Source organism: Pedobacter sp. AW31-3R, from assembly GCF_052180285.1.
Classification (GTDB): domain Bacteria; phylum Bacteroidota; class Bacteroidia; order Sphingobacteriales; family Sphingobacteriaceae; genus Pedobacter.
Map to the genome: position 1 here is coordinate 431990 of NZ_CP197475.1, position 24493 is coordinate 456482.

Here is a 24493-nt window from a genome sequence, read left to right on the forward strand (position 1 = left end):
ACAGAGTAAAAGCATAAAAGAATTGATCGCTAAGCATAAGGTAGTATTTTCTAATTTTTTGAAATGTGGGATAGTCATCCTTGCATTCTGGTTTATCTACGATAAGCTGTCTGAAAATAACAATCTTAAGGACTTTAATACTATCCTTTCGGCAATTCCCCGGAGAGAAATCATTGCGGTACTGTCACTGGTCGTTTTGCTTATGCTGCTGAATTGGGGACTGGAATCCCTGAAGTGGAAAAGACTATTGCAGCAGATAGAGAAAATCTCTTTTTGGAAAGCCCTGGAATCTGTTTTCTGCGGATTAACATGGGCTGTATTTACGCCGAACAGAATCGGTGAATATGGGGGAAGGGTTTTTTTCCTTTCGCCTAAAAGAAGGATCATCGGGATCGTTGCCATGGCGGTAGGTAATATTGGTCAGATGGTTTTGACCAATATCTTTGGGGCTATTGCACTAAGTTTTTTTATTTACCGCTTTGTTGGACTGGATTATCGATTAAATTATGCACTCATTGCCTTATCGGTAATGTTCTGCCTGTTCTTTCTTATTTTCTTTTTCAATATCCGCTGGTTAAACGGATTGTTGCTGTCCATGCGGTTCACACGCAAATACAAGAAGTTCTACAGCATTTTAGGGAGATATCAGAAGAAAGAATTGCTCAAAATTCTTTTATTCTGCCTGGCCCGTTATCTTGTTTTCAGTACGCAATATTTTATCCTGTTTTTCTGGCTGATTGCAGATATACATTATCTGGATATTCTCATGATGGTGTGCATTCTTTTCTTTGTACAATCTACCCTGCCCTCATTAGACTTATTTGATATTGGGGTGAGGAGTGTAACTGCCTCTTATTTTTTTAGCTTTGTAACAGATCAGGAAGTTGCTGTTATTGCATGTACTGCTGGTATATGGCTGATAAATCTTATTATTCCTGCAATATTGGGTTCATATTTTGTCTTTAAATTAAATTTTTTTGGAAGTCTACAACGTCGTTAGTTACCTGTCTTTATTTTTAACCATTATATACCTGCTTGTTGTGATCTCTTTTATAAGGGGATGGCACCGGCTCATTCCATTTACCTATAAAGACTCCAGGGGAGTCACGCCAGTTTCTATCATAGTGGCTGCACGTAATGAAGCGGCATTAATTCATGAAACGATCGAAGCCCTCCTGGCGCAGGATTACGACAAAGAGCTGACTGAGATTATCTTTATCGACGACCACTCCACAGACGAGACAGCGGAAATTATAAAATCTTATGCTGCTGAAGGGGTAAAGCTGATCATCCTGAAAGAAGACAGGGCTTTAAATTCGTATAAGAAAAAAGCCATTCAGACTGCCATAGCCGGATCATGTGGAAAACTGATTATTACGACAGATGCGGATTGCCGCATGGGAAAAGACTGGTTGAAGACTATTGTTTCTTTTTATGAGGTAAATCATTATAAGATGATTTCTTCACCGGTAGCATATGATCAGGAAAAAAGTTTTTTTGAGCATTCACAATCCCTGGAGTTCCTGTATCTCATCGGTCTGGGTGCTTCAACTATTGGAAATGGAAAGCCTTCGACCTGTAATGGGGCAAACCTCGCCTATGAGAAAGATGCATTTTATGAGGTAGGAGGATTTCAGGGAATTGATGATCTGGCCTCAGGTGATGATGAACTGTTGCTGCATAAAATGGCGGCGCGTTATGACAACCATATCGGATTCTTAAAGAACAGGGATGCAATTGTATATACACATGCCAAGCCCAATTTAACAGAATTTCTTCAGCAGCGTAAACGATGGGCATCAAAAAGTACCCGATATAAAAACAAGTCAATTATTGTGCTGGGTGTGTTCATCTGGTTTTTTAACCTGAGTATCCTGTTAAATCTCGTAGCCGGATTATTTATGCTCAGCTACCTGAAAATTGTACTGGCCCAGCTGGTATTTAAAATAGTAGCTGAATTCATCTTTCTGGTGGATGTAACAGGATTTGCCAAACGAAGAAAACTGCTGATCCTGCTACCTATACTTAATCTTTTCCATGTGCTGTATATTATCTATATTGGCATAGCCGGAAATTCAGGAAAATACAACTGGAAGGGAAGAATGGTCAGGTAATGGAAATAAATAATAGTCCTTCGAAAAAGACCTGGCTCAGGTATAAGCGGAATAAACCTGCTTTGGCGGGACTGATTTTTATTGTTTTATTATTACTTATGGCAGTACTGGGTTATCTGATCACGCCGGACCAGACACCCATGGCCAATACCATGCATCTCCAGCTAAGCAATAAGAAACCAGGAAGGAAATTTACCTTTTTGATCATCAGCACCAATCCTTCCATCAAAAAAGTGGGAATTCCTGAAAAAATGATTTATGGTCAGGAAGCCGTTTTTAAATCTATACCCATCACCTCTTACCGGCTTTCCGGAAAATATCTCCTGGTCAAAGAATATATAGGCGATGACGAGCAGGCTGTGGAGACCCGCTACGATGCAGGGAAAGATCCTCAGGAATTTATCCGTACACATTTATATACGCAAACATTTCTGCTTGGCACTGATGGTTATGGCAGGGATATGTTGAGCCGGCTGATTATCGGAATCAGGGTTTCACTTTCTGTAGGTTTAATGGCGGTTATCATCTCCATCAGTATAGGAATCACATTGGGTGCTGTTGCAGGTTATTATGGTGGAAGAGCAGATGCTGCAATCAGCTGGCTGATGAATGTCATCTGGTCCTTACCTTCCTTATTGCTGGTGATAGCAATCTCATTTGCTTTGGGAAAAGGCTTCTGGCAAATATTTATTGCGGTGGGATTATCCACCTGGGTGGATGTGGCGCGACTGGTTCGGGGACAGGTAATGGCATTAAAAGAAGTAGAGTTTGTAGAGGCGGCAAAGGCGTTGGGTTTTTCCTCTTCCCGTATCATCATTAAACATATCCTGCCAAATATTGCCGGTCCGGTATTGGTAATGGCATCTGCCAATTTTGCCTCTGCCATACTCCTTGAAACGGGCCTTAGTTTTCTGGGATTTGGCGCACAGCCACCGATGCCGAGCTGGGGAGGAATGATCAAAGAACACTATGGGTACATCATCATGGATGCTGCTTATCTTGCTATCCTGCCGGGTATGGCCATTATGCTTACCGTATATGCGTTTAACTTAATCGCTGTTGGCTTACAGGACGTTTTTGATGTGAAATCTCAGAATGCCACTATTTAAAATTGTGCACACATTTCGTAAATTGCCGACATGTTATTAAACTGTTATCAACTTGAATTTTTAGAAGCCGGATGTGATGAGGCAGGCAGGGGCTGTTTAGCAGGACCTGTATATGCTGCTGCAGTAATTTTGCCGCCCGATTTTGTGGCTGGGGAATTGAATGACTCCAAAAAGCTGAGCCATAAACAGCGTGTATCCCTGCGCTCAATCATTGAACGGGAGGCCGTTGCATGGGCAGTGGCGGCTGTGGATAACCATGAAATTGACCAGATTAATATATTAAATGCTTCTTTTCTGGCCATGCACAGGGCTATAGAAAAGTTAAGAATTCAGCCTGGATATTTAAGTATTGATGGCAATAGGTTCAAGCAATACCCTGGAATTCCACATTCATGTATTGTAAAAGGCGATGGTAAATATTTAAATATTGCTGCCGCTTCTATTCTGGCAAAGACACACAGGGATGAGTATATGGACAATCTTTCGGTAGATTATCCGATGTACCAATGGCAACAAAATAAAGGTTATCCAACCAAAGTTCACCGTATTGCGGCTATAGAACATGGTATAACGCCATTTCATCGTAAAACTTTTAATTTGAGTAATCCTGAACTTATTCTGTTTTCTGATACTGAAGTATAATTTGTATTTTGACTCGATTTGAAAGCTTTAATCCTAACTAACAGAGTTCCCTTTCCGCCAAATAGTGGGTATCCAATAGTAGTTTATAACACTATAAATGGATTACTAAAACTGGGGGTGGATATTACTTTGTTCAGTATTAATACGAATAAGCATAGGGTTGATGTCGACGATATTTATGATCCGGTTTATGAGCGTATCAAATTTTATTCTTTTGATATAGATACGGAAGTCAATCTCTGGGGTGCATTCTTTAATATCTTCTCCAATGATTCCTATAATGTGTCGCGATTTTACGATGAAGATGCGGCCAAGTTACTGGAAAATATCTTACGGGAGAGCGAGTTTGATATCATCCAGTTTGAAGGTTTACATGTAGTTCCTTACCTGGATGTGGTTAAAAACCACAGTAAGGCAAAGTTGATTTACCGCGCACATAATGTCCTGTTCGATGTTTGGGAAAGGCTGGCCAATTCGGAACGTTTCACACCAAGGCGCCATTACCTCCATTTTCTTGCACGGCGATTAAAAGTGTATGAAACAGAACAGATTAACCGCTTTCATCAGATATTCGCGATCAGTGAGCAGGACAGGCAGAATATTCTGCATTTTGGTTGTGAAACCTGTCTTGACGTTTTTCCTGTTGCGCTTGACCTGGACAGGTATATCATTGATAGTTCCAAAACCAGCTTTCCCACATTATTTCATCTGGGAGCGATGGATTTCCGGCCCAATAAGGAAGGGCTGGAATGGTTTATCGATGAAATATGGCCTGATATTGAGACCTTGAACTCCGAACTGCGGTTCTATATCGCGGGAAAAAGTATGCCGGAAGATTTTTACCATTATGATTCCGATAATCTTGTAGTGGAAGGGGAGATCTTTGATGCTGTTGAATTTATAAATTCCAAGGCTATTATGATCGTTCCTCTACTCTCAGGCAGTGGCATGCGTGTAAAGATTATTGAGGGAATGGCTATGCAGAAATGTATTATTGCGACCAGTCATGCTGCCGAAGGCATCAACTATAAAAATGGAAGAGACATCATGATCGCGAACACACCGGATGAATTTTACCGTTCTATTCTTCAATGTATCACACACCCGAACCGATGGCGCGAAATAGGAGAAAATGCGAGGAAAACCGCAGAGCGTGACCATAATATATCATCCAGTTCTGAAAGGATGTTAAGTGTATATCAGCGGTTAGTAAATGGATAAAATTTATGTACTTTTGCCCTCAATTTTTAAGCGCAATAGCACATGAATAATACCGCATTAACAGAGAAACATATTTCATTAGGTGCCAAAATGGTGCCATTTGCAGGCTACAACATGCCCGTTCAATACGAAGGTATTAACGCCGAACATGCTACAGTAAGAAAAAGTGTAGGTGTTTTTGATGTCAGTCATATGGGAGAATTTATCCTTAAAGGTGAAGATGCTTTGGATTTAATTCAGCGGGTGATCAGTAATGATGCCTCTAAACTATATGATGGCAAGGTACAGTACGCCTACCTTCCCAATGAAAATGGTGGTATTGTAGACGATTTGCTGGTCTACAGGATTGATGAAAAAAGCTATATGCTTGTTGTCAATGCTTCAAATATAGAGAAAGACTGGAATTGGATCCAGAAATTCAATACAAAAGAGGTGGAGATGCATAACATTTCTGATCAAACATCCCTTTTGGCTATACAGGGGCCTAAGGCTGCTGAAGCCTTGCAAAGTCTGACAGAGATCGACCTGGCTTCTATGGAGTATTATAACTTTAAAAAAGGAACTTTTGCCGGTGTGGATAATGTAGTGATTTCGGCTACAGGATATACTGGTGCAGGGGGATTCGAAATTTATTGTGATAATGCACATGCAGAGCAGATATGGGATGCTGTTTTTGAAGCAGGAAAATCATTTAATATTAAACCTATTGGCTTAGGCGCACGTGATACACTTCGTCTGGAGATGGGTTTCTGTTTATATGGAAATGATATTGATGATACCACTTCACCAATTGAAGCTGGTTTAGGATGGGTAACAAAGTTTACCAAAGCATTTACAAATGCTGAAGCATTGCTCGCGCAAAAGGAGGCCGGTGTTCAACGTAAACTGGTTGGATTTGAAATGATAGACCGTGGTATTCCCCGTCACGATTATGAAATTGCTGATGAGGCTGGAAATGTGATTGGCAAAGTGACTTCAGGAACCCAGTCACCTTCCCTGCAAAAAGCCATCGGAATGGGATATGTTGCTAAAGAATTTGCAAAGGAAGGCACAGAGATTTATATTCTTATCCGCAATAATAAAATTAAAGCAAAAGTAGTAAAGTTCCCTTTTTATAAATAAACAGGATTTAATAATACCCTATCCCCTTATCTAATTAGCGCATCAAGTATACATGTCAGGAAAGAAAATAGAAGTTTGTCTCAGTCCCGCCCTTATTAATTTATATGCTATTGAAGAAAGCATAGTCGTTGTGATAGATATTTTAAGGGCTACTTCGTCCATGGTTTATGGAATAGATAATGGGGCAGAAGCTATCATTCCTGTGGCTCAGGTAGAGGATTGTTTGGGTTATGCAGATAAAGGTTATTTACTGGCTGCGGAAAGAAATGGTGAGGTCGTTGCCGGCTATGATTTCGGCAATTCTCCTTTTTCCTATACACCGGAAAAAGTTTCAGGAAAAACTGTCGTACTGACCACTACAAATGGAACCAAAGCGATAAACCTGGCGAAGAAAGCCCATCAGGTGGTTATTGGATCATTTCTGAACCTGAAACCTTTATGCGAATGGCTGAAAGTCCAGGATCGGGATGTGCTGTTGCTCTGTGCGGGCTGGAAAGATCAGTTTAACCTGGAAGACACCCTATTTGCAGGTGCTGTGGCTCAGGAGCTGCGTTCTTCCTTTGTCTCTTTTGATGATGCCAGCGTTGCAGCGGAAGATTTATATGCCCTGGCAAAGGATAATTTAAGGGCTTATGTCGGAAAATCTTCCCATAGCCACAGAATGGTCGCATTAAATATTGAAGAAGATGTAAAGTTCTGTTTGCAATTAAACATCTGTGAAGCTATTCCTGTCCTTGTAGGAGATAGCTTGGTGGCGCTTAAAAAATAGGTGCCAACATTATTAAAAAAATAGATCTTGTAAAGAGGGAGGGTTTTTTAAATTCTCCCTCTTTTGTGTTTTATTCATTCCTGCAAAGCGGGCCGGCAGTATTTTTCGTGGTGCTTGTCGTTTAGTGCATAAGCTATGTCTTGTTGACAAGATCGCTCAGCAACAAATTATTTTTTATAGTTTTCAGTGTTTCCTCATAGGCGAGCCAGTAAATGGTTTCTGCTTTTTTCATATCAAATGTGCTGATCTCACCCATTCCTTTAGGTTCTATCAGCACATTGCAATACTTCACCTTCTGCTCCATATCCTTATTAATTGACATCAATCCTGCACGTCCTACCAAGGAGCTGAAATTGCTGATCTTTTGTACCGGTTTTAGGTGATTACAGGAAGATCCGATAATAAAATCACAATGTTCCAGTAAAGGTTCAACCGGAAAATTGTTCAGGATACCACCATCTACATACATCTGATCCTCAATCATGATCGGCCTGAAAATACCAGGGATACAACTTGAAGCCTGAATAGCCCTGATTAATGGTCCTTTGGTAAAATAGACAAGTTTTCCTTCGCTAAAATTAGTGGCCGCAATAGTGAGCGGGATTTTGAGATTTTCAATTTTATCCTCCGGAAAATACTCCTTCAATAAATTGGAGGTATTTTCAATATTAATGAGGCCAAGAGCACCTACAGCGGGCCTGATGAAACGCAGCAGCTTGGTTTTGATGAAGATATTAAGACCTTCTTCCGGGTCTATTCCTGCAGCATAAAATGCCCCTGCAATTGCGCCTGCGCTTGTGCCGCTAATGTGGCTGAATTGAATACCTGCATTAATAAATGCTTTTAATACCCCCAGGTGGGCAATACCTCTGATTCCGCCGCCGGACAATACTATACCTACTCTAGCCATCTTTATCCTTCGATTTAATACTCCTCTTATTTTGGTTTGTACTTTGCAGCACCTAATATTTTCTGTGCATCCTGATCGGCCATGAGTTGCTGTAAGGTCACCTCAGGATTTTCTTCCATATACTTTCTTACGATCTGCCATCCCGTCCATATGCCTAGTTTAGGGGCTGATTCATTTTTTTCTCCCAATCCGGGAGTAAAAGGAGCTTCGCTTACATACATCTGAATTTTCTGGAAATCAGTTTCAAAAAGCAAATCATTCTCCATAAAATATGCCCATATGTCTCCTTCATACATTTTACACCAGTCCAATTGCTTTCCGGTATAACCGATTTTAATTGAATCGGCAACTTTTTCATCCAATACCCGATCCATAAAATAAAGTATCTTCCCGTTTTCAATCATTTTTGATAATAGTGAACGGTTTTCATCCTTTTGTTGAAAAAGCTCTTCACGGGCATAGGTCTCCGTCAGCCTGGGGACAATATATTCAGGTGTAAATCTTCTTGAAAGGTAGATGGGGACACTTTTTACAATGGCTCTGTAAAACCTGCTGTCTTTTCCTAAAAACATATCCAGCCCTATTCCCATATAATCATCTCCTATGGGAGTCTGCACCGAAAATCCGGAAATAAAAGAAATAAAACGGGGAACCCTGGCTTTGGGGTAATAGTAAAGGATGTATTTAAATGTTTGGTTTAAAGTCTCTTCAGTAGGTTTAAGGTTTTTAAAAACACTGTCCACATCATGACTCAGATCGGTATAAGCCTGGTCCTTATACAAGGTGCTTAATATTTCTTCATCGGAATAATCACTGTTCCCAACCATCCGGTGAATATAATCATCATAAAAAATCCCATATTTTTTCTGGAGCTGCTGATTGGTCTTCAGGATATCCGACGATTTGCCCTTATACAGTTCCTGATCAAATCTTTCAATCTTTATATTAGGGTTTATGCCCTCAACATCAGGCTTATTGCCGTGTTTACACGAAAAAAAAGTGACTACACACAGAAAAATTAGATAAATTTGTTGATGTTTTACGTTATAAATCATGTAATAGCAAATATAAAAAGTTGAAGATTGAAATTGTCATCAACTTATGTTAAAAGATAAACAAATGTATGTTCTTACAGGCTATTGTGAAAAATGATAAATGCGGGGGACTTCTGAATTTAGTGATCAGATCGATTTGTGTCCTGATCGGCCTAAAGTCCGATGTGGAGAAGAAAAACGTACAAACAACAAAGATGGGCTGCAGAATACTTTTATGGTCAGCAACATCATAACCGTTAATAAATAAACAGATGAAGAAGATTTTTACAGGGTTACTATTATGTATGTTAACAGGAAGTGCTTTTGCACAGTACCGTCCGGAACCTAATTATGGATTCAGGCTTGGGCTGACAGCATCGCCGACAATTGGCTGGGCTAAGCCGGAAACAGGAACGAGCAATGGTATTAATCTTGGATTTTCTTACGGATTACTGGCAGATTTCAACTTCGCAGAGAATTACAGTTTCTCTACAGGTTTAACCATTACAACGATCAATGGGAAGACCACAGAACTCAATCCGAGTCCTTATTATGCCGAAAGCGGTGGTACAGGTACAGCAACTCCATTTGACCTTAAATATATGCTGCAGTATGTAGAGATCCCGTTAACTGTAAAATTAAAAACAGATAAAATAGGTCTTATGCGCTGGTATGGGCAGTTTGGTCTTTCCAATGATTTTAATATTGGTGCGAGACAGGATGTACAGCTCGACGGAAGAAGTTTTAGAAAAGATATTTCCATCAAGAAAGATATTAACTTCTACCGGGCCGGACTCATTATAGGCGGTGGAGTTGAATATGATATAGCCGGAAGTACGAGTTTAATGGCTGGATTAACATTTAATAACGGATTTACAGATATTTCTGATGATAAAAACAGGAGTGTGCGTAACCATTATATAGGAATAAGTTTAGGGGTTTTCTTTTAAAAGATATGAAGATAGCATTAGCGCAACTCAACTACCATATTGGGAATTTTGAAAGCAATACAAAAAAAATCATTGAACACATTGCGTTGGCTAAAGCCGATGGAGCAGATCTGGTTGTCTTTGCAGAGCTGGCTGTTTGCGGATATCCACCACGTGATTTTCTTGAATTTGAAGAGTTTATCTCTTTATGTGAGGCGGCCGCAAAGGAAATTGCCGCACACTGTAGAGGAATTGCCTGTATCATAGGTCTTCCTGTAAAGAATGATCAGTTTGCTGGTAAAGATTTATACAACGCTGCCTATTTTATCGATGAAGGAGAAGTCAAAGCCATTGTAAAAAAAGCATTGCTCCCTAACTATGATGTGTTTGACGAGTACCGTTATTTTGAGCCTGCGACACAATTCAGCTGTATCAATTTCAGAGGGACAAAAATTGCGCTTACCATCTGTGAGGATTTATGGAATATCAATAATAACCCTTTGTATGTTTCGAATCCGATGGATACCTTAATCGCAGAGGAACCGGATGTAATGATCAATATTGCGGCATCCCCATTTTCTTATCAGCATGATGATGAAAGAATGAAAGTTCTGTCAGATAATGCAAAAAAATATAAGTTGCCTTTATTATATGTGAACCAGGTAGGATCACAGACGGAAATCATTTTTGACGGGGGATCGATGGTCTTTGATGCGGAAGGCAATCTGCTGGATGAAATGCCTTATTTTAAGGAGCATTTAAGGTCCTATAAGCTCAGCGATCACAAAATACAGGGATATAGTCCAATCGCCCCTCAAAACGCGCCAGATATTGCCCAGATCCATGATGCACTGATCCTGGGAATAAAAGATTATTTTGTAAAGTCTGGTTTTTCGAAGGCGGTATTGGGGTTGTCAGGTGGTATTGATTCTGCGATTGTCTGTGCATTGGCCTGCCGTGCTTTAGGCCCTGAAAATGTGATGGCAGTTTTGATGCCTTCAAAATATTCTTCCGATCATTCGGTAAAAGATGCACTTGATCTTGTCGAAAACTTTGGCTGTAAACATGAGATTGTTTCCATTGCTCCGGCGGCAGATGCTTTCGATACCATGATGGCAGGGGCATTTGAAGGTCTTGCTTTCAACCTCACTGAAGAGAATATCCAGGCACGTACCAGGGGCATTGTGGTGATGGCGATGTCCAATAAGTTTGGCTATATCCTTTTAAACACCTCCAATAAAAGTGAATGTGCGGTAGGATATGGTACATTATACGGTGATATGTGCGGTGCAATAGGGGTGATAGGAGATGTGTATAAAACCCAGATTTATGAGCTGGCACATTACATTAACAAGGATGGAGAAGTGATCCCGGAGAATACCATCGTAAAACCACCTTCCGCGGAACTGAGGCCGGGACAAAAAGATTCTGATTCCCTGCCTGATTATGATACGCTGGATGCGATTTTGTACCAGTTTATTGAGCTGAAGAAAAGTTCTGCAGCTATTATTGCATTGGGTTATGAGGAAGCTTTGGTCAGGAGAATTATAAAAATGGTGAATGCTGCTGAATTTAAACGTTATCAAACGCCACCGATTTTACGTGTCTCCCCAAAAGCATTTGGAATGGGACGCAGGATGCCTATTGTAGGAAAGTACCTTTCCTAGACGCTGAAGAAGCTTATCAAATCACTGAAAAGGCCTATAAACAAAAGCGTTGGTGTATCATGATCTCAGGATACACCAACGCTTTTGTTGTTTTTACTCCTATTTCCCTGCAGGGATATTTTCAAATATTCAATTCTCAGGGGCAGAGGTTCATTTATGGTAATCCTCTTTTGTTTGGGGACAATAGGCTATTGTACGGACTGAGGTTCAGACACTCTTCTTTTTTCTAAAGAAAGTATGATAAGGAATGAAGAGGGCCAGGATAATACCGGTAATAACCAGTAGCTGTGCAATAATATCACCGCTTTTCGAGTAAAATGTAACCTGGTCATTCAAATTTACATCCATTTTCAGTGCATCACGTGTCCACCATAAAGATTCCTTGATGACATCGCCGCGTTGATTGATAAATCCGGAGATTCCGGTATTTGCTGAACGGACTACCCACCTGCGGTTTTCTATTGCCCTTAATTTGGCGTATAAAAAATGCTGGTCTTTGCCGGAAGTATTTCCCCACCATCCGTCATTGGTAATGATGGCAATAAGCTGGGCACCATCTTTTACAGATTTGCCAATCCAGCTTCCCCAGAGGGATTCATAGCAAATTACCGGCGCTACACCAACGCCATTCTGTGAATAAAATACACCTGGCTCATCCTGCCATCCCCAGCCGGAGACGGTTCCACCCAGTCCTGCAAAGACAGGGGCCAGGAAAGATAAGGTTTTTGGAAAGGGCATTTTCTCCACGCCAGGTACCAGTTTCGATTTATGGTAGAACTGTACATTTGCAGAGTTTTCTACCTGCATGGCAGAGTTAAAATTATCATAAAAAGTGCCGCTGTTGCCATCCTGTTTAGCGGAAAGGGTTTTCTTTTCCTGATAGAACCTGACACTTTCAATTCCAGTAATGAGGGTTCCATTTTTATATTTCTCCAAAAATTCCTGCGCAGCGGTATATTCCCTTGTGCTGCGCACACGCTCTTCATCTGCATAACTTGGAATGGCTGTCTCCGGCCATATGAAATATTCTGTATTCACCTGTGCCACGGAATCGGATAAATGCGTGAGTGTACGGAGCTGGTCTGCCGGGGAAATTCCTCCGTTCTTTTGATAGGGATCGATATTGGGCTGTACGACAACCACATTCACGGGCATTGGTTTTTCTTTATACCCATAATATTTAATCAGGGAAATTCCTGCAGGAATGATAACCAATAACAGCCAGCCTATAGCGGGCCTGATCCTCAGGTAACCGGTAGCATTTGACCTGAAGCTCTTGTAAGCTTCAAAAGCCATGATATTGCTCAGCATAATCCATACGGATCCGCCATATACACCGGTACTCTCATACCATTGGGCCAGCTGGTGCATACCTGCAAAACCATTACCGAGAGTCATCCATGGAAAAGCAAGATCCCAGGTCTGGTGCAGGTATTCCATACTGATCCAAAAACTCAGTAAAGCAAGGTAAGCTACCTTTTTACGGCTGACCACAACGCGGAAACGGTAGTATAACCAGAAGGCGAAAGTCATTAACAATGCACCCAGACCAAAAGGAATAACAGAGATAGGCAGCGCTACAACCGGGCTGTTATACGCACTTATCGCATTATAGACCCAATAAATACAAGCGGTATTCCAGGTGAGGAAAGTCAAGCCTGCGGTAAGAAATACCTTCTTCCCTTTTCTTTTCTCTTCTGAAAGAATAATGCCATCCAGTGCAATGAAAAGAGGAACAAGGCCGATGAATAGGAGAGGAGCGGCAAAATTATGAGGAGGCCATGCCAGCCACATTAAAAAAGCACTTAACAGGGCAGGCAGAAAATGAGATTTAGCTTTCATTGGGGATGATGTAAATATGATTTGAGGTCAGGCTGATGGCTAAAAACTATCCAGAATATCGGCTTTTTTAGCTTCATACTCTTCCTGTGTGATCAGTTGTTTATCATAAAGTGTTTTCAGTTTTCGCAGTCGGAGTGTCGTTTCATCCTCAGGTTCTTCTACAGGAATGGAGGCGGTGTAAAGGGGTATTTCCATTTCCTCCTTTTTAGAAACCTCAGTTTCAATAACCGTTACAGGAGTATCGATAGCAACAGGAGTTCTGCGTTCATTTAGCTCCGCTTGTTTCTGTGCTTCCTTAAAGAGCTCTAACTGTTCGTATGCGGCCTGGTATAATTTGCGCGCCTGTACTTTCGGGATATATTCAGTAATGATATTTTCTCCATGCTGCGGTACGCAGATAAACTTGGATCCAAACAATTCCTCTTTGAAGGAAACCTCCTTGATACTCTTCCAGGAAATATCTTTAAAGTTCATGGTGATGCCAAAATTCGCAGGCTCACAATAGAATATACGTTTATTGCTGACCACAATACAGTCGGGGAGCAGGTTGACAGCAGGTTTTTTCTGGACAGCCAGGTAAATCAGCTCCTCATTTGTAGTCAGCATATCATTTAACTTGCCTAAAACCTTTTCAACTGCTTTCGGGTCTTGTTCGTCACTCAAAAATCTATCGATTAAAATCATATCTTTTTTGGTTTAATGCGCTATTTGAATTTAATATTCTTTTATCAGGTTGTGCCTTTTATGATTGATGATCGGCAGGAATAAAATGCGGATCGAATCAATCTTTATCATAAACACGTTTTTCTTTTTTAACCTCTTCCCGTCCGGCCACACAAATTACGAATTCACCTTTTAAGATATTGTTTTCAAAATGTGATTTTATTTCAGTTAAGGTACCCCTTACTGTCTCTTCGTACATTTTCGTGAGCTCACGGCTCACTGAGGCTTGCCGCTCTTCTCCAAAAAAAACGGCAAATTCTTCCAGTGTTTTCAGCAGGCGGTGCGGACTTTCATATAAAATAATCGTGCGTTCTTCATCGGCAAGCTTCTTCAGGCGTGTCTGCCTTCCTTTTTTAACGGGTAAAAAGCCTTCAAAAACAAAGGCATCCGTAGGCAGGCCTGAATTCACCAGGGCAGGTACAAATGCAGTCGCGCCAGGTAAACACTCCACAGGGAAGTTATGTTTGAGCACTTCCCTCACCAGAAAAAATCCCGGATCAGATATGGCAGGAGTTCCTGCATCAGAAATTAAGGCTACTATTTTCCCCTCGCTGAGGAACCTAATAATCTCTGAGGTTGCCTTATGCTCATTGTGCTGGTGATGGGAATATGCTTTTTTATCAATTCCGAAATGCTTTAATAAAGGAGCACTTGTGCGGGTATCTTCCGCAAGAATTATATCGGCTTCTTTCAGGATGCGGATGGCCCTGAAGGTCATATCTTCAAGATTGCCGATAGGTGTAGGAACCAGAAATAGTTTGCCGCCCATATTATTCTCCAAACTCTTGTTATATTTGTTAAAAAATTAAATAATGTTGCAAGTTAACTATATCCGCGAAAATAGAGAGAAAGTTTTAGAGCGCCTAAACCTCCGTAACTTTAAACAACCTGAGTTGGTTGATGAAATCATTAAATTAGATGAAGAACGCAGACAGACTCAAACCTCGCTGGATAACTTATCCGCTATAGCCAATGCAAGTGCCAAACAAGTTGGCGAGTTGATGCGTAATGGTAAAAAAGAAGAAGCTGAAGCGTTAAAAGCGGAAACTACTTCCAATAAAGATACCATTAAACAGCTTTCTGACCAGTTGGCCTTATCAGAACAGCATTTACACCATGCGCTGGTTCAGATTCCGAATTTACCTGCGGAACAAGTTCCTGCCGGTACGACTGCTGAAGACAATGAAGTGGTGTATCTTCATGGTGAGCCGGCTGTATTACATGATAAAGCTTTGCCGCACTGGGAGCTGACCAGTAAATATGATATTATAGACTTTGAATTGGGTACCAAGATCACAGGGGCTGGTTTCCCGGTATATAAAGGCAAAGGAGCCCGTTTACAGCGCGCCTTAATCAATTTCTTTCTGGACAGGGCCACAGCCCAGGGATATAAAGAAATGCAGGTTCCACACCTGGTAAATGAAGCATCAGGTTTCGGAACGGGACAGCTACCGGATAAAGAGGGACAGATGTACCATTCAACAGTAGATAATCTTTATCTGATCCCTACTGCAGAAGTGCCGGTAACTAACCTTTACCGTGATGTGATTCTTAAAGAAGAAGAGCTTCCTGTTAGAAATACAGCATATACACCTTGTTTTCGTCGTGAGGCGGGATCTTACGGTGCACATGTACGTGGATTAAACAGGCTGCACCAATTTGATAAAGTAGAAGTGGTACAGATTGTTCATCCCGATCAATCATATGAGGTTTTAGAGCAAATGAGCGCCTATGTGCAATCTATACTGCAGGACCTGGGCCTACATTACCGGGTATTGCGTTTATGTGCGGGAGACATGGGATTCACTGCTGCAATGACCTATGATATGGAAGTCTGGAGTGCTGCCCAGCAACGCTGGCTGGAAGTATCTTCCGTATCAAATTTTGAAACGTATCAGGCAAACCGCCTGAAATTGAGATACAGAGGTGCTGGTAAACCGCAGCTAGCCCATACCCTGAATGGTAGTGCATTGGCATTGCCACGTATTGTAGCAGCGATTCTTGAGAACTACCAGACTGTAGATGGAATTCAGATTCCTGAAGTACTGGTCAAATATACTGGTTTCGATAGAATTGACTAATTTAGAGGCTATGCCTTACCCATCATAAAAAAGGGTTGATCATTGATCAACCCTTTTTTATTGCTTTTACCCGCATCTTGCTGCAGGGAATATTGTCAAATAGTCAATTCCCAGGTGCTCAATTTCCACGGTACAGTGTTTTCAGGATTTAGACACGCTCCGGGAAAACCTCATGTTGAGACACCCTCGTTTTGTATATATTATCAATTATAAAATAAGAATCAATAACAGGATAATAATAATGATTGCACCTACGGAAAGATAAACACCACCACCCATTGCGCGGGCCTGTTGTTTCATTTCTTTAAGTTCTTTGCGTAATTCTTTTCTTTCAGACCTTGACAAATCAGATTTGTCCATAGCTTTAATCTCTTCAACACGATTAGTGATCTTCTCTAATTGAACTTTCTGTTCTGCCGTTAATTCTACTTTGTCTTTAACTGTTGCTGCAGATACAGAATTTGAACTAACACCTAATGTGAAGATTAATGCGAGTGTGTAAATTAGTTTTTTCATAATTGTTGATTTGTAGGTTAAAAATTGTTACAACTCCTAAATAACAAAAAACCTACCAACATTGCTGGTAGGTTCATTATGAGGTGATAATGGCTCATTATGGACAATATTTGTAATAAATTTCCGATACGACCGGAGGCATTTCTCAAAAACTGTCCACTCTTTTAGTCATTATTTAATTTCAAATACAGTATTCATGGTATAACTCAGCTTAATTTTCTTAAAATCGATCTCCGGAGAAGAAGCCGATAAATCTGCACTTTCAGCTCTCATCATCATGTTGCGGTAAACAGGCTGAGGAAAGGATTCATTATTCAATTCCTGGATATCAATTACCGACAGCAATTGTGTGCCAATGCTTTCCACAAGATAGGTTGCTTTTTCTTTTGCAGCCTGCAAGGCTTTAATCTTCAGTTCCTTTTTTAAGGCTTCAATTTTAGAATAATCATAGCTATCAATGTTGGTATATGCTACGCCCTTAGGATCAACAGCACCGATAAGTGCATTCCATTTATTCAGGTCTGTTACTTTTAAACGATATTGTTTGCTGACCAGGAAGTCAGGATTTTTCTTTTTCTCCCCAACTGTGTTGTAACTGGACAAGTTATTAATGGTCAGGTTTTCTTTTGTGATCCCGGCACTCTGAACGGCTTTAAACAATTGGTTTTCCAGGTCGTTAATTTCTACCTTTTTCTTGCTATTGCCATCTTTAAGATATTCTTTCAGCGAGATACTGATGTAAATGATATCCGGAGTTACTTCAGTCTCTGCAGTACCGCTAACGGTAATTTTCTTACGGAGGTCAACTTGTTGGGCCATGGCACTTATACTGAATAAGGCAACAAAGGCAAGGGCAAATAATTTTTTCATAATAATTTCTATTTGAGTGTTGTTATGGAATAGATGTAAAAACCATACCGTTTCCACATCATTTTATAAAATTTTTTTTAATGTGCGCTGAAACCAGCAGTGATTTATCATTTATCTGGCTATTACACAAGATATGATATGCCATAAAAAAAGGGTGTCATCAGACACCCTCCATAAAGTTTTTGAACGTTAAGATTAATCTTCTACAACCTCATTGTTAGGTCCTATCTCTTCTTTTACATCTTCCTTAAAATAAGTTTTCTGGAAAATCAGAATCACAATAACGCCAACAGAGATAGCTGCATCGGCTACATTAAATACTGGCCTGAAAAAGACATAATCTTCTCCTCCCCATATAGGTACCCATGAAGGGAATATGCCTTCTAAAATCGGGAAATAGAACATATCTACTACCCGTCCATGGAACAGGCCGGAATAGCCATATATTTTACCGTAAAATACAGAGTCGATAATATTTCCCAGTGCGCCGGCAAAAATCAGGGCTACATTCAGGATCAATCCCCTATGGTATTTGTGTTTGATCAGATGGTGAAGGCCGTAACCAATTCCCGCAACAGCGGCAATTCTAAACAGAGACAAGGCCAGCTTCCCAAATTCACCCCCGAATTCCATTCCAAAAGCCATTCCATTGTTTTCTGTGAAATGTATAATGAACCAGTTACCCATAATTTTAAACTCCTGACCAATATACATATTGGTTTTGATCCAGGTTTTTAAAAGCTGGTCGGCAAGCAATACCAGAAAGACAGCCAGTAAAGGTTTAGTATAGCCTTTCATTATGCCTGCTTCAATTTAGCCTCCATACTCAACGTAGCGTGAGGTACAGCACGTAAACGTTCTTTCTGAATCAGCTTTCCTGTTTCACGGCAAATACCGTAAGTTTTATTTTCGATCCGCACAAGCGCAGCTTCCAGGTTATCAATAAACTTTTTCTGACGGGCAGCCAATTGGTTCAATTGCTCTTTTTCCATTGTTGCTGAACCATCTTCCAGGGTTTTGTAAGCACCAGAGGTATCTTCAGTTCCATTGGAATTAGGGCTGCTTAATGACTTTGTTAAAGAAAGAAATTCCTCTCTGGCCATACGCAGTTTATCCTGGATCAGCTCTTTAAATTCTTGAAGCTCAGCGTCTGAGTAGCGTGTTTTTGTAGGTTTTTCCATAATTAAATTATTGTTTTGTGATCGAAATATGCAGTTCAACATCTTCGATTACTATTTTGTTTCCATTATCAATTTGCGTTAGCAAAGTTATTTGATCAGCTAAAACCTCGGCGCAAATGTAGGCTTTATTCTGTTCTACAGCAGCTGTAATCAAATTATCGTTTTGTAAATTAACTGTGATACGATCCGTTACTTCAAAATTTAATTCTTTTCTTAAATTCTGTATCCTGTTGATCAGCTCACGCGACAGTCCTTCCTGTTTCAGTTCATCAGTAAGGGTAACATCCAGCGCTACAGTCAGATTACCAAGATTGGTGACCTGCCACCCCGGAATATCTTCTGCAATAATCTCTACATCTTCCAAAAGGATAATATAGTCAGTTCCCGGCACATTATATTTACCTTCTGCTTCAAAAAGTGTTAAATCCTCAGGACTCATATTGCTCACTTTTTCCGCTACAGTTTTCATATCTTTTCCTACTTTAGGGCCTAAAGCTTTAAAGTTGGGTTTGATCTTCTTTTTGATGAAGCCTGCGGTATCTGTAATATATTCAATATTTTTGATATTTGTCTCTGATAAAATAATTTCCTTAACCAGTTCAACTCTTTCTTCAAAATTCCTATCCAATACCGGAATCAGGATTTTTGCTAAAGGCTGACGCACATTGATACCAGATTTCTTTCTTAGTGAAAGCACCATAGATGAAATATTCTGCGCCAGTTCCATACGTTCATTCAGTTCTTTATCGATAAGGGAGGTATCGCCCTCTTTCCAAAGACTTAAATGGATGGATTCTTCTGCAACGGAAGATGTTGAAACGGTCAGGTTCTGGTACAGCCAGTCTGCAAAGAAGGGTGCAATGGGCGACATTAACTGAGAAACGCTCATTAAACAAGTATACAGCGTTTCATAAGCAGCTTTTTTATCTGCTGTCATTTCCCCTTTCCAGAAGCGGCGACGGGATAAACGGATATACCAGTTACTTAAATGTTCGTCTACAAAAGTCTGAATAGCCCTTGCCGCCTTGGTGGGCTCATAGGTATTGTAACTTTCATCTACTTCATTAACCAGGTTCTGCAGCAGGGATAAAATCCAGCGGTCAAGTTCCGAACGGTCAGCTACCGGGGTTTCATTGTTCTCATCGATCTCAAACTTATCGATATTCGCATACAAAGCGAAGAAAGCATACGTATTGTACAGCGTACCAAAGAATTTACGGCGAACCTCATCCAGTCCCTCAGTATTGAATTTCAGGTTATCCCATGGGGAAGCATTGCTGATCATGTACCATCTCGTCGCATCAGCACTGTAGGTATCAATGGTATGGAAAGGATCAATACCATTACCCAGTCGCTTAGACATCTTGTTGCCGTTTTTGTCCAGCACCAATCCATTGGAGACTACATTTTTATAGGCCACGCCTTTATTGCCAACGCGTTCATTGATCGCTCTGATCTCCTCGCTTGTCTCATCCAGCATCACTGCGATGGCATGTAAGGTAAAGAACCATCCACGGGTCTGATCCACTCCTTCGGCAATAAAATCTGCCGGATAGGCATTCTCAAACTCCTCCTGATTTTCAAAAGGGAAATGCCATTGCGCATAAGGCATTGCACCACTATCAAACCAAACGTCGATAAGGTCCAGCTCGCGCGTCATCTTTTCTCCATTTACTGAAACTAAGACCACATCATCCACATAGGGGCGGTGCATATCTTTCAACTCGAATGAAGCTTCCATAAAACCGGCCTCAACAGATTTTTTGATCTCTGCATTGAGCTCAGCGATGGAACCGATACATTTTTCTTCTGTACCGTCTGCAGTTCTCCAGATCGGCAGTGGTGTACCCCAGTAACGTGAACGGGATAAATTCCAATCCACCAGATTTTCCAGCCAGTTGCCAAAACGTCCTGTTCCGGTAGCTTCCGGTTTCCAGTTGATGGACTTATTCTGTTCCACCATTTTTTCCTTTACGGCAGTAGTCTTGATAAACCAGCTGTCGAGAGGATAATAAAGAACAGGTTTATCAGTTCTCCAGCAATGTGGATAACTGTGTTCATATTTTTTAACGTCAAACGCTTTATTCTCTTCTTTTAATTTAATAGCGATCAGTACATCTGTAGGCTTAAAATCTGCTGCCTTACGTTCTTCATCGCTATAGTATTCTTCTTTAACGTAGTAGCCTGCAAAGTCGGTCACTTCGTCAACAAATTTACCCTGTTTATTCACCAGTGGTAATTCATTGCCTTGTTCATCCAGTACCATAACCGCAGGAACGCCATTTTCTTTGGCAACCCGGAAATCGTCCGCACCAAATACAGAAGCAATATGTACGATACCGGTACCATCTTCAGTAGTGACATAGTCTGCCGGAATCACACGGAAAGCATTTTCCTGCAGGTTTGTATTTGTCACATAATCCATCAGCTGGTGGTAACGTATGCCTACCAGTTCCTTACCGGTAAACTCAGCAGCGATGGTCCATGGAATTAATTTATCCCCACCTTTATAGCTTTCAAAAGAACCATTCTCTGCTTCAGCTTTGAAATGTTTGCCAATAAGGTCTTTCGCTAAGATCACACTAACCGGCAGGAAGGTATACTGGTTAAAGGTCTTGATTTTTACATAGGTTATTTTCTCGCCTACAGCTAAAGCACCATTGGACGGAAGTGTCCATGGCGTAGTTGTCCAGGCAATGAACGCAGTTTGCTCAGTTTCACTTTCAAAAAGTGTCGCCATCAGTGGATGCTGCTGTTCTTTTTTGATGAAAAACTGACCTGTAACAGACGTATCTTTCAACATTTTATAAGTGCCCGGCTGATTCAGTTCATGGGAACTTAATCCTGTACCTGCAGCAGGGGAGTAGGGTTGTACGGTATATCCTTTATACAATAGCCCTTTATCATAAAATGTTTTCAGGATCCACCACAGGGATTCTATATATTCATTTTCATAGGTGATATAAGGTTTTTCCAGGTCAACCCAGTACCCCATTTTTTCCGTAAGGTCATTCCAGATATCGGTATAACGCATCACCTCTTCACGGCAGGCGGCATTGTATTCTTCAACAGAAATTTTAGTGCCGATGTCTACTTTTGTAATCCCTAATTTCTTCTCAACAGCCAGTTCTATAGGCAATCCATGGGTATCCCATCCACCTTTACGCTTCACCTGGAAGCCCTTAAGTGTTTTGTAACGACAGAAAATGTCCTTGATTGCACGCCCCATGACATGGTGAATGCCGGGCATACCATTGGCAGAAGGCGGGCCTTCATAGAAAGTAAAAGGGTTTGCTTTTGATCTGGTAGAAATACTTTTTTCAAAGATGTTTTCCGCTTTCCAAAATTCTAATATCTCTTCACCTATTTTCGGTAGTTCTAATTGTTTAAATTCCCTATACATCAATCCAGTATCTTAAAAAAATAAGGATGCAAAGTTACGTATTAAGAATGAAAAAAGAGAGATGTACCAAGAAATGATTGTCACCAAAAATATAAAAACATAAGAATGTCCCAAATTATACCTGCATGCCTGTATCACTGGTTTTGGTTTGGTTTTTGTGTATCTTCAAACACAATTCTTAACGCTATTAATGATCAGACCATGATAAAGATATTGAAACTTCAAAAAGCAGTGATTGCTATACTAATGGGTGTATTTGCATTAATCGCTTATCTTATTCTTAATGCAAATGATGTGGAATGGAGTGTATACGTTCTTGAAGCCTGCGGATTGTGTTTTATGTCAGCTGCACTTTTATTTTTCTATCCGATTTTATTCGCCAGGAAAGATAAGGATGGTTGTGTGGAGCTTGATCCTGAGGTGGCCATTGAACAGCCGGCAGATGAAATTGAAAGGAATTAGGAGAACGGATTCTATATAGCTGCTTATCCTAGATTACCATTCCGACTGATCCTCTAATTGCCTTTACGCATAACAAAGCTGTGTAGTGGGCCTAGCGATCATTTAAGTTCTGGAGCAAGATCATGTATATTACTCCAGAACTTTGTTTTTTACAGGTGTTTTGGCATCAATTACTGCGCAGTTTTTTATCTGACTTTCGGGGCAGCTACTTCTTTAGCATTGATATAATACATGAACGCTATGCCCGATTTGGTAAATAATGAACTCTGGTCCTTCGCCAGATCAATTTTTTGCCATTTTCCCGAAGGCTTTAAGCGGATACTTTTCAGTCCCTCTTTCTTTAATACCAATGGCAAATTGAAGCCATCAATACAATTTGTATAACGATAAAATGCTTTTCCATCTTTCAGGTAATATTCGAATGTGGGGATCTGCGTGGTTCTCAGGTACTGATTGAAAACTTTAGCATAGTTGTAACCTGATTTTTGAGATACGTAGTTTTCAACCTGTGCTGTGGTCACTGTCTGATGGTAAAATTCTTTATTCAATCCCCTTAATATAGCTCTGAATAAACTATCATTATCAAGGCTATGCCTGATGGAATGCAGCATATTTCCACCTTTTGGATACATGTCCCCGCTTCCCTGTGCATTTACACCGTATGCCGGAATAATTGGCTTATCGTTATGGATCCCTTTTCTGATCCCGAAGTTGTATTCATTTCCCGCCTGTGTCCCGAAGGTATAATCCACGAAAAGTGTTTCACTGTAATTGGTAAAACCTTCATGGACCCACATGTCTGCCAGGTCATTCGTGGTGATGTTATTTCCAAACCATTCATGGCCACTTTCATGGATAATGATAAAATCCCATTTGATTCCCCAGCCGTTACCCGACATATCTCTTCCCAGATAGCCGAATTTATACCTGTTGCCATAGGAAACTGCCGACTGGTGCTCCATCCCAGTGTGTGAAGCATCGATCAATTGATAACCATCTTCATAAAATGGATAAGGACCAAACCAGTGTTCCATACTTGCCATCATTTTATGTACCTGATCTGGCATGTAGGTTTTCGCTTTAGCCAGATTATAGTCGAGTACCCAGTAGTTGATATCCAACGGACCTTTTTCCCCCTTATAGTTCTCTTTAAAATTTACATACTTACCGATGTAGGGGATAATGCAATAATTACTGATGGCACTCACTACGTTATATGTATAGGTCGCAGTACCGTCATTGTTGTTCTTTTTATAGACCAGTCTGCCATTTCCTACAGCGACCAGGGTATCGGGTACAATCATGGTCAGTGATGCGCCTTTATCCGGCTCATCGCTCTGGTGATCTTTATTCGGATACCAGATAGAGGCACCTAACCCCTGACAGGCTACCGTCATCCAGGGACGAGACAAGGAGTCGGTTGTGAAAATAAAGCCACCATCCCAGGGCGCTTTTTTTGCCTGATGAACATTGCCATGATAAAAGATCTGCACCGCATTTTCCGCTTTAAGACTTTGCGAAGGAACAGTGACATACCATACGCTTCCTTTATGCTCAAATTTCAGTGCAGACTTTTCATTGTAAATGACACTGTCGATGATCAGGGGTTCCTGCAGGTCAATCTGCATGCGTGTACCACCAGTATTGGTTTTTACTACTTTATAAACAATTTTATTCGATCCGGTGATACTTTTGCCATTAAAATCAGGTTTTACCGTCAGCTCATAGCGCTGGACATCCCACCAGGTTCTTTCCGGTGTTAAACTTCCCCTTAAGGTATCGGCCAGTGTAAATTCCTGCGGTTTTGCAGTTTGTCCGAACAGGGTAGTGCTTACTGCGGTGCTAAATACCGCAGTAAGGAGGAGTAATAACGAATTTTTATGGAGTAGCTTCTTCAT

General features: G+C 40.8%; 22 protein-coding genes. 11 read left to right on the top strand and 11 right to left on the bottom strand.

From position 1 onward, the window contains the following. The first annotated feature begins 22 nt into the window (after window positions 1-22). The 7 genes from ACSBL2_RS01840 (at window position 23) to ACSBL2_RS01870 (ending at window position 6977) form a co-directional block, all read left to right on the top strand. Window positions 23-1000, top strand: coding sequence for a hypothetical protein (locus ACSBL2_RS01840; protein ID WP_442589980.1), 978 nt, complete (start codon window positions 23-25; stop codon window positions 998-1000). Then, window positions 978-2114: a glycosyltransferase family 2 protein gene (locus ACSBL2_RS01845; RefSeq protein WP_442589981.1), complete on the top strand. Its 1137-nt coding sequence runs from the start codon at window positions 978-980 to the stop codon at window positions 2112-2114. The genes ACSBL2_RS01840 and ACSBL2_RS01845 overlap by 23 nt, the downstream gene beginning before the upstream one ends. Next, window positions 2114-3223, top strand: a complete 1110-nt coding sequence (locus ACSBL2_RS01850) for an ABC transporter permease (RefSeq protein WP_442589982.1) — start codon at window positions 2114-2116, stop codon at window positions 3221-3223. Before ACSBL2_RS01845 ends, ACSBL2_RS01850 begins: the two co-directional genes overlap by 1 nt. A gap of 30 nt (window positions 3224-3253) precedes the next feature. Further along, a complete protein-coding gene (locus ACSBL2_RS01855; RefSeq protein WP_442589983.1) occupies window positions 3254-3865 on the top strand; it encodes a ribonuclease HII in 612 nt (203 codons plus the stop codon). A gap of 117 nt (window positions 3866-3982) precedes the next feature. Next, complete coding sequence (locus ACSBL2_RS01860) at window positions 3983-5086, top strand: glycosyltransferase family 4 protein (protein ID WP_442589984.1); 1104 nt, start codon at window positions 3983-3985, stop codon at window positions 5084-5086. A gap of 42 nt (window positions 5087-5128) precedes the next feature. Next, the gene (gcvT, locus tag ACSBL2_RS01865; RefSeq protein ID WP_442589985.1) at window positions 5129-6208 is read left to right on the top strand and encodes a glycine cleavage system aminomethyltransferase GcvT; all 1080 of its coding nucleotides are present in this window, start codon (window positions 5129-5131) and stop codon (window positions 6206-6208) included. 52 nt (window positions 6209-6260) lie between these two features. Continuing rightward, complete coding sequence (locus ACSBL2_RS01870) at window positions 6261-6977, top strand: 2-phosphosulfolactate phosphatase (protein WP_442589986.1); 717 nt, start codon at window positions 6261-6263, stop codon at window positions 6975-6977. Window positions 6978-7110: 133 nt separating this feature from the next. On the opposite strand, the gene ACSBL2_RS01875 is transcribed toward ACSBL2_RS01870, so the two are convergent. Next, window positions 7111-7887 carry a patatin-like phospholipase family protein gene (locus ACSBL2_RS01875; protein WP_442589987.1) on the bottom strand — a complete coding sequence of 259 codons (777 nt, stop codon included), beginning with the start codon at window positions 7885-7887 and terminating at the stop codon, window positions 7111-7113. 26 nt (window positions 7888-7913) lie between these two features. Continuing rightward, window positions 7914-8942 carry a gliding motility lipoprotein GldB gene (gldB, locus tag ACSBL2_RS01880; RefSeq protein ID WP_442589988.1) on the bottom strand — a complete coding sequence of 343 codons (1029 nt, stop codon included), beginning with the start codon at window positions 8940-8942 and terminating at the stop codon, window positions 7914-7916. Between the two features lie 251 nt (window positions 8943-9193). Here gldB and ACSBL2_RS01885 point away from each other — a divergent pair, with 251 nt between their 5' ends. Both ACSBL2_RS01885 and ACSBL2_RS01890 read left to right on the top strand, forming a co-directional pair. Next, window positions 9194-9871 carry a porin family protein gene (locus tag ACSBL2_RS01885; RefSeq protein WP_442589989.1) on the top strand — a complete coding sequence of 226 codons (678 nt, stop codon included), beginning with the start codon at window positions 9194-9196 and terminating at the stop codon, window positions 9869-9871. A gap of 5 nt (window positions 9872-9876) precedes the next feature. After that, the gene (locus ACSBL2_RS01890) at window positions 9877-11517 is read left to right on the top strand and encodes an NAD+ synthase (RefSeq protein ID WP_442589990.1); all 1641 of its coding nucleotides are present in this window, start codon (window positions 9877-9879) and stop codon (window positions 11515-11517) included. A gap of 207 nt (window positions 11518-11724) precedes the next feature. Here ACSBL2_RS01890 and lnt read toward each other — a convergent pair whose 3' ends face one another. From lnt to rsmI, 3 genes are all read right to left on the bottom strand, one after another. Next, window positions 11725-13359: an apolipoprotein N-acyltransferase gene (gene lnt / locus ACSBL2_RS01895; RefSeq protein WP_442589991.1), complete on the bottom strand. Its 1635-nt coding sequence runs from the start codon at window positions 13357-13359 to the stop codon at window positions 11725-11727. Between the two features lie 39 nt (window positions 13360-13398). After that, window positions 13399-14043, bottom strand: a complete 645-nt coding sequence (locus tag ACSBL2_RS01900) for a PH domain-containing protein (RefSeq protein WP_442589992.1) — start codon at window positions 14041-14043, stop codon at window positions 13399-13401. A gap of 97 nt (window positions 14044-14140) precedes the next feature. After that, a complete protein-coding gene (gene rsmI, locus ACSBL2_RS01905) occupies window positions 14141-14851 on the bottom strand; it encodes a 16S rRNA (cytidine(1402)-2'-O)-methyltransferase (protein WP_442592263.1) in 711 nt (236 codons plus the stop codon). 43 nt (window positions 14852-14894) lie between these two features. Here rsmI and serS point away from each other — a divergent pair, with 43 nt between their 5' ends. Further along, complete coding sequence (gene serS / locus ACSBL2_RS01910) at window positions 14895-16163, top strand: serine--tRNA ligase (RefSeq protein ID WP_442589993.1); 1269 nt, start codon at window positions 14895-14897, stop codon at window positions 16161-16163. Between the two features lie 207 nt (window positions 16164-16370). Here the strand turns inward: serS and ACSBL2_RS01915 are convergent, their stop codons facing one another. From ACSBL2_RS01915 to ileS, 5 genes are all read right to left on the bottom strand, one after another. Then, a complete protein-coding gene (locus ACSBL2_RS01915; RefSeq protein WP_442589994.1) occupies window positions 16371-16679 on the bottom strand; it encodes a hypothetical protein in 309 nt (102 codons plus the stop codon). A 171-nt stretch (window positions 16680-16850) separates the two neighbouring features. Continuing rightward, a complete protein-coding gene (locus tag ACSBL2_RS01920) occupies window positions 16851-17549 on the bottom strand; it encodes an SIMPL domain-containing protein (protein WP_442589995.1) in 699 nt (232 codons plus the stop codon). Between the two features lie 195 nt (window positions 17550-17744). Then, on the bottom strand, window positions 17745-18347 hold the full coding sequence (locus ACSBL2_RS01925) for a lipoprotein signal peptidase (RefSeq protein ID WP_442589996.1): 603 nt from the start codon (window positions 18345-18347) through the stop codon (window positions 17745-17747). After that, window positions 18347-18730, bottom strand: a complete 384-nt coding sequence (locus ACSBL2_RS01930; protein ID WP_442589997.1) for a TraR/DksA family transcriptional regulator — start codon at window positions 18728-18730, stop codon at window positions 18347-18349. The genes ACSBL2_RS01925 and ACSBL2_RS01930 overlap by 1 nt, the downstream gene beginning before the upstream one ends. Window positions 18731-18737: 7 nt before the next feature. Further along, the gene (gene ileS / locus ACSBL2_RS01935) at window positions 18738-22133 is read right to left on the bottom strand and encodes an isoleucine--tRNA ligase (RefSeq protein ID WP_442589998.1); all 3396 of its coding nucleotides are present in this window, start codon (window positions 22131-22133) and stop codon (window positions 18738-18740) included. 201 nt (window positions 22134-22334) lie between these two features. Between ileS and ACSBL2_RS01940 the strand changes: the two genes are divergently transcribed. Further along, on the top strand, window positions 22335-22595 hold the full coding sequence (locus tag ACSBL2_RS01940; protein WP_442589999.1) for an isoleucyl-tRNA synthetase: 261 nt from the start codon (window positions 22335-22337) through the stop codon (window positions 22593-22595). 185 nt (window positions 22596-22780) lie between these two features. On the opposite strand, the gene ACSBL2_RS01945 is transcribed toward ACSBL2_RS01940, so the two are convergent. After that, entirely contained in the window at window positions 22781-24493 is a 1713-nt protein-coding gene (locus tag ACSBL2_RS01945; protein WP_442590000.1) for a M1 family metallopeptidase, read from the bottom strand.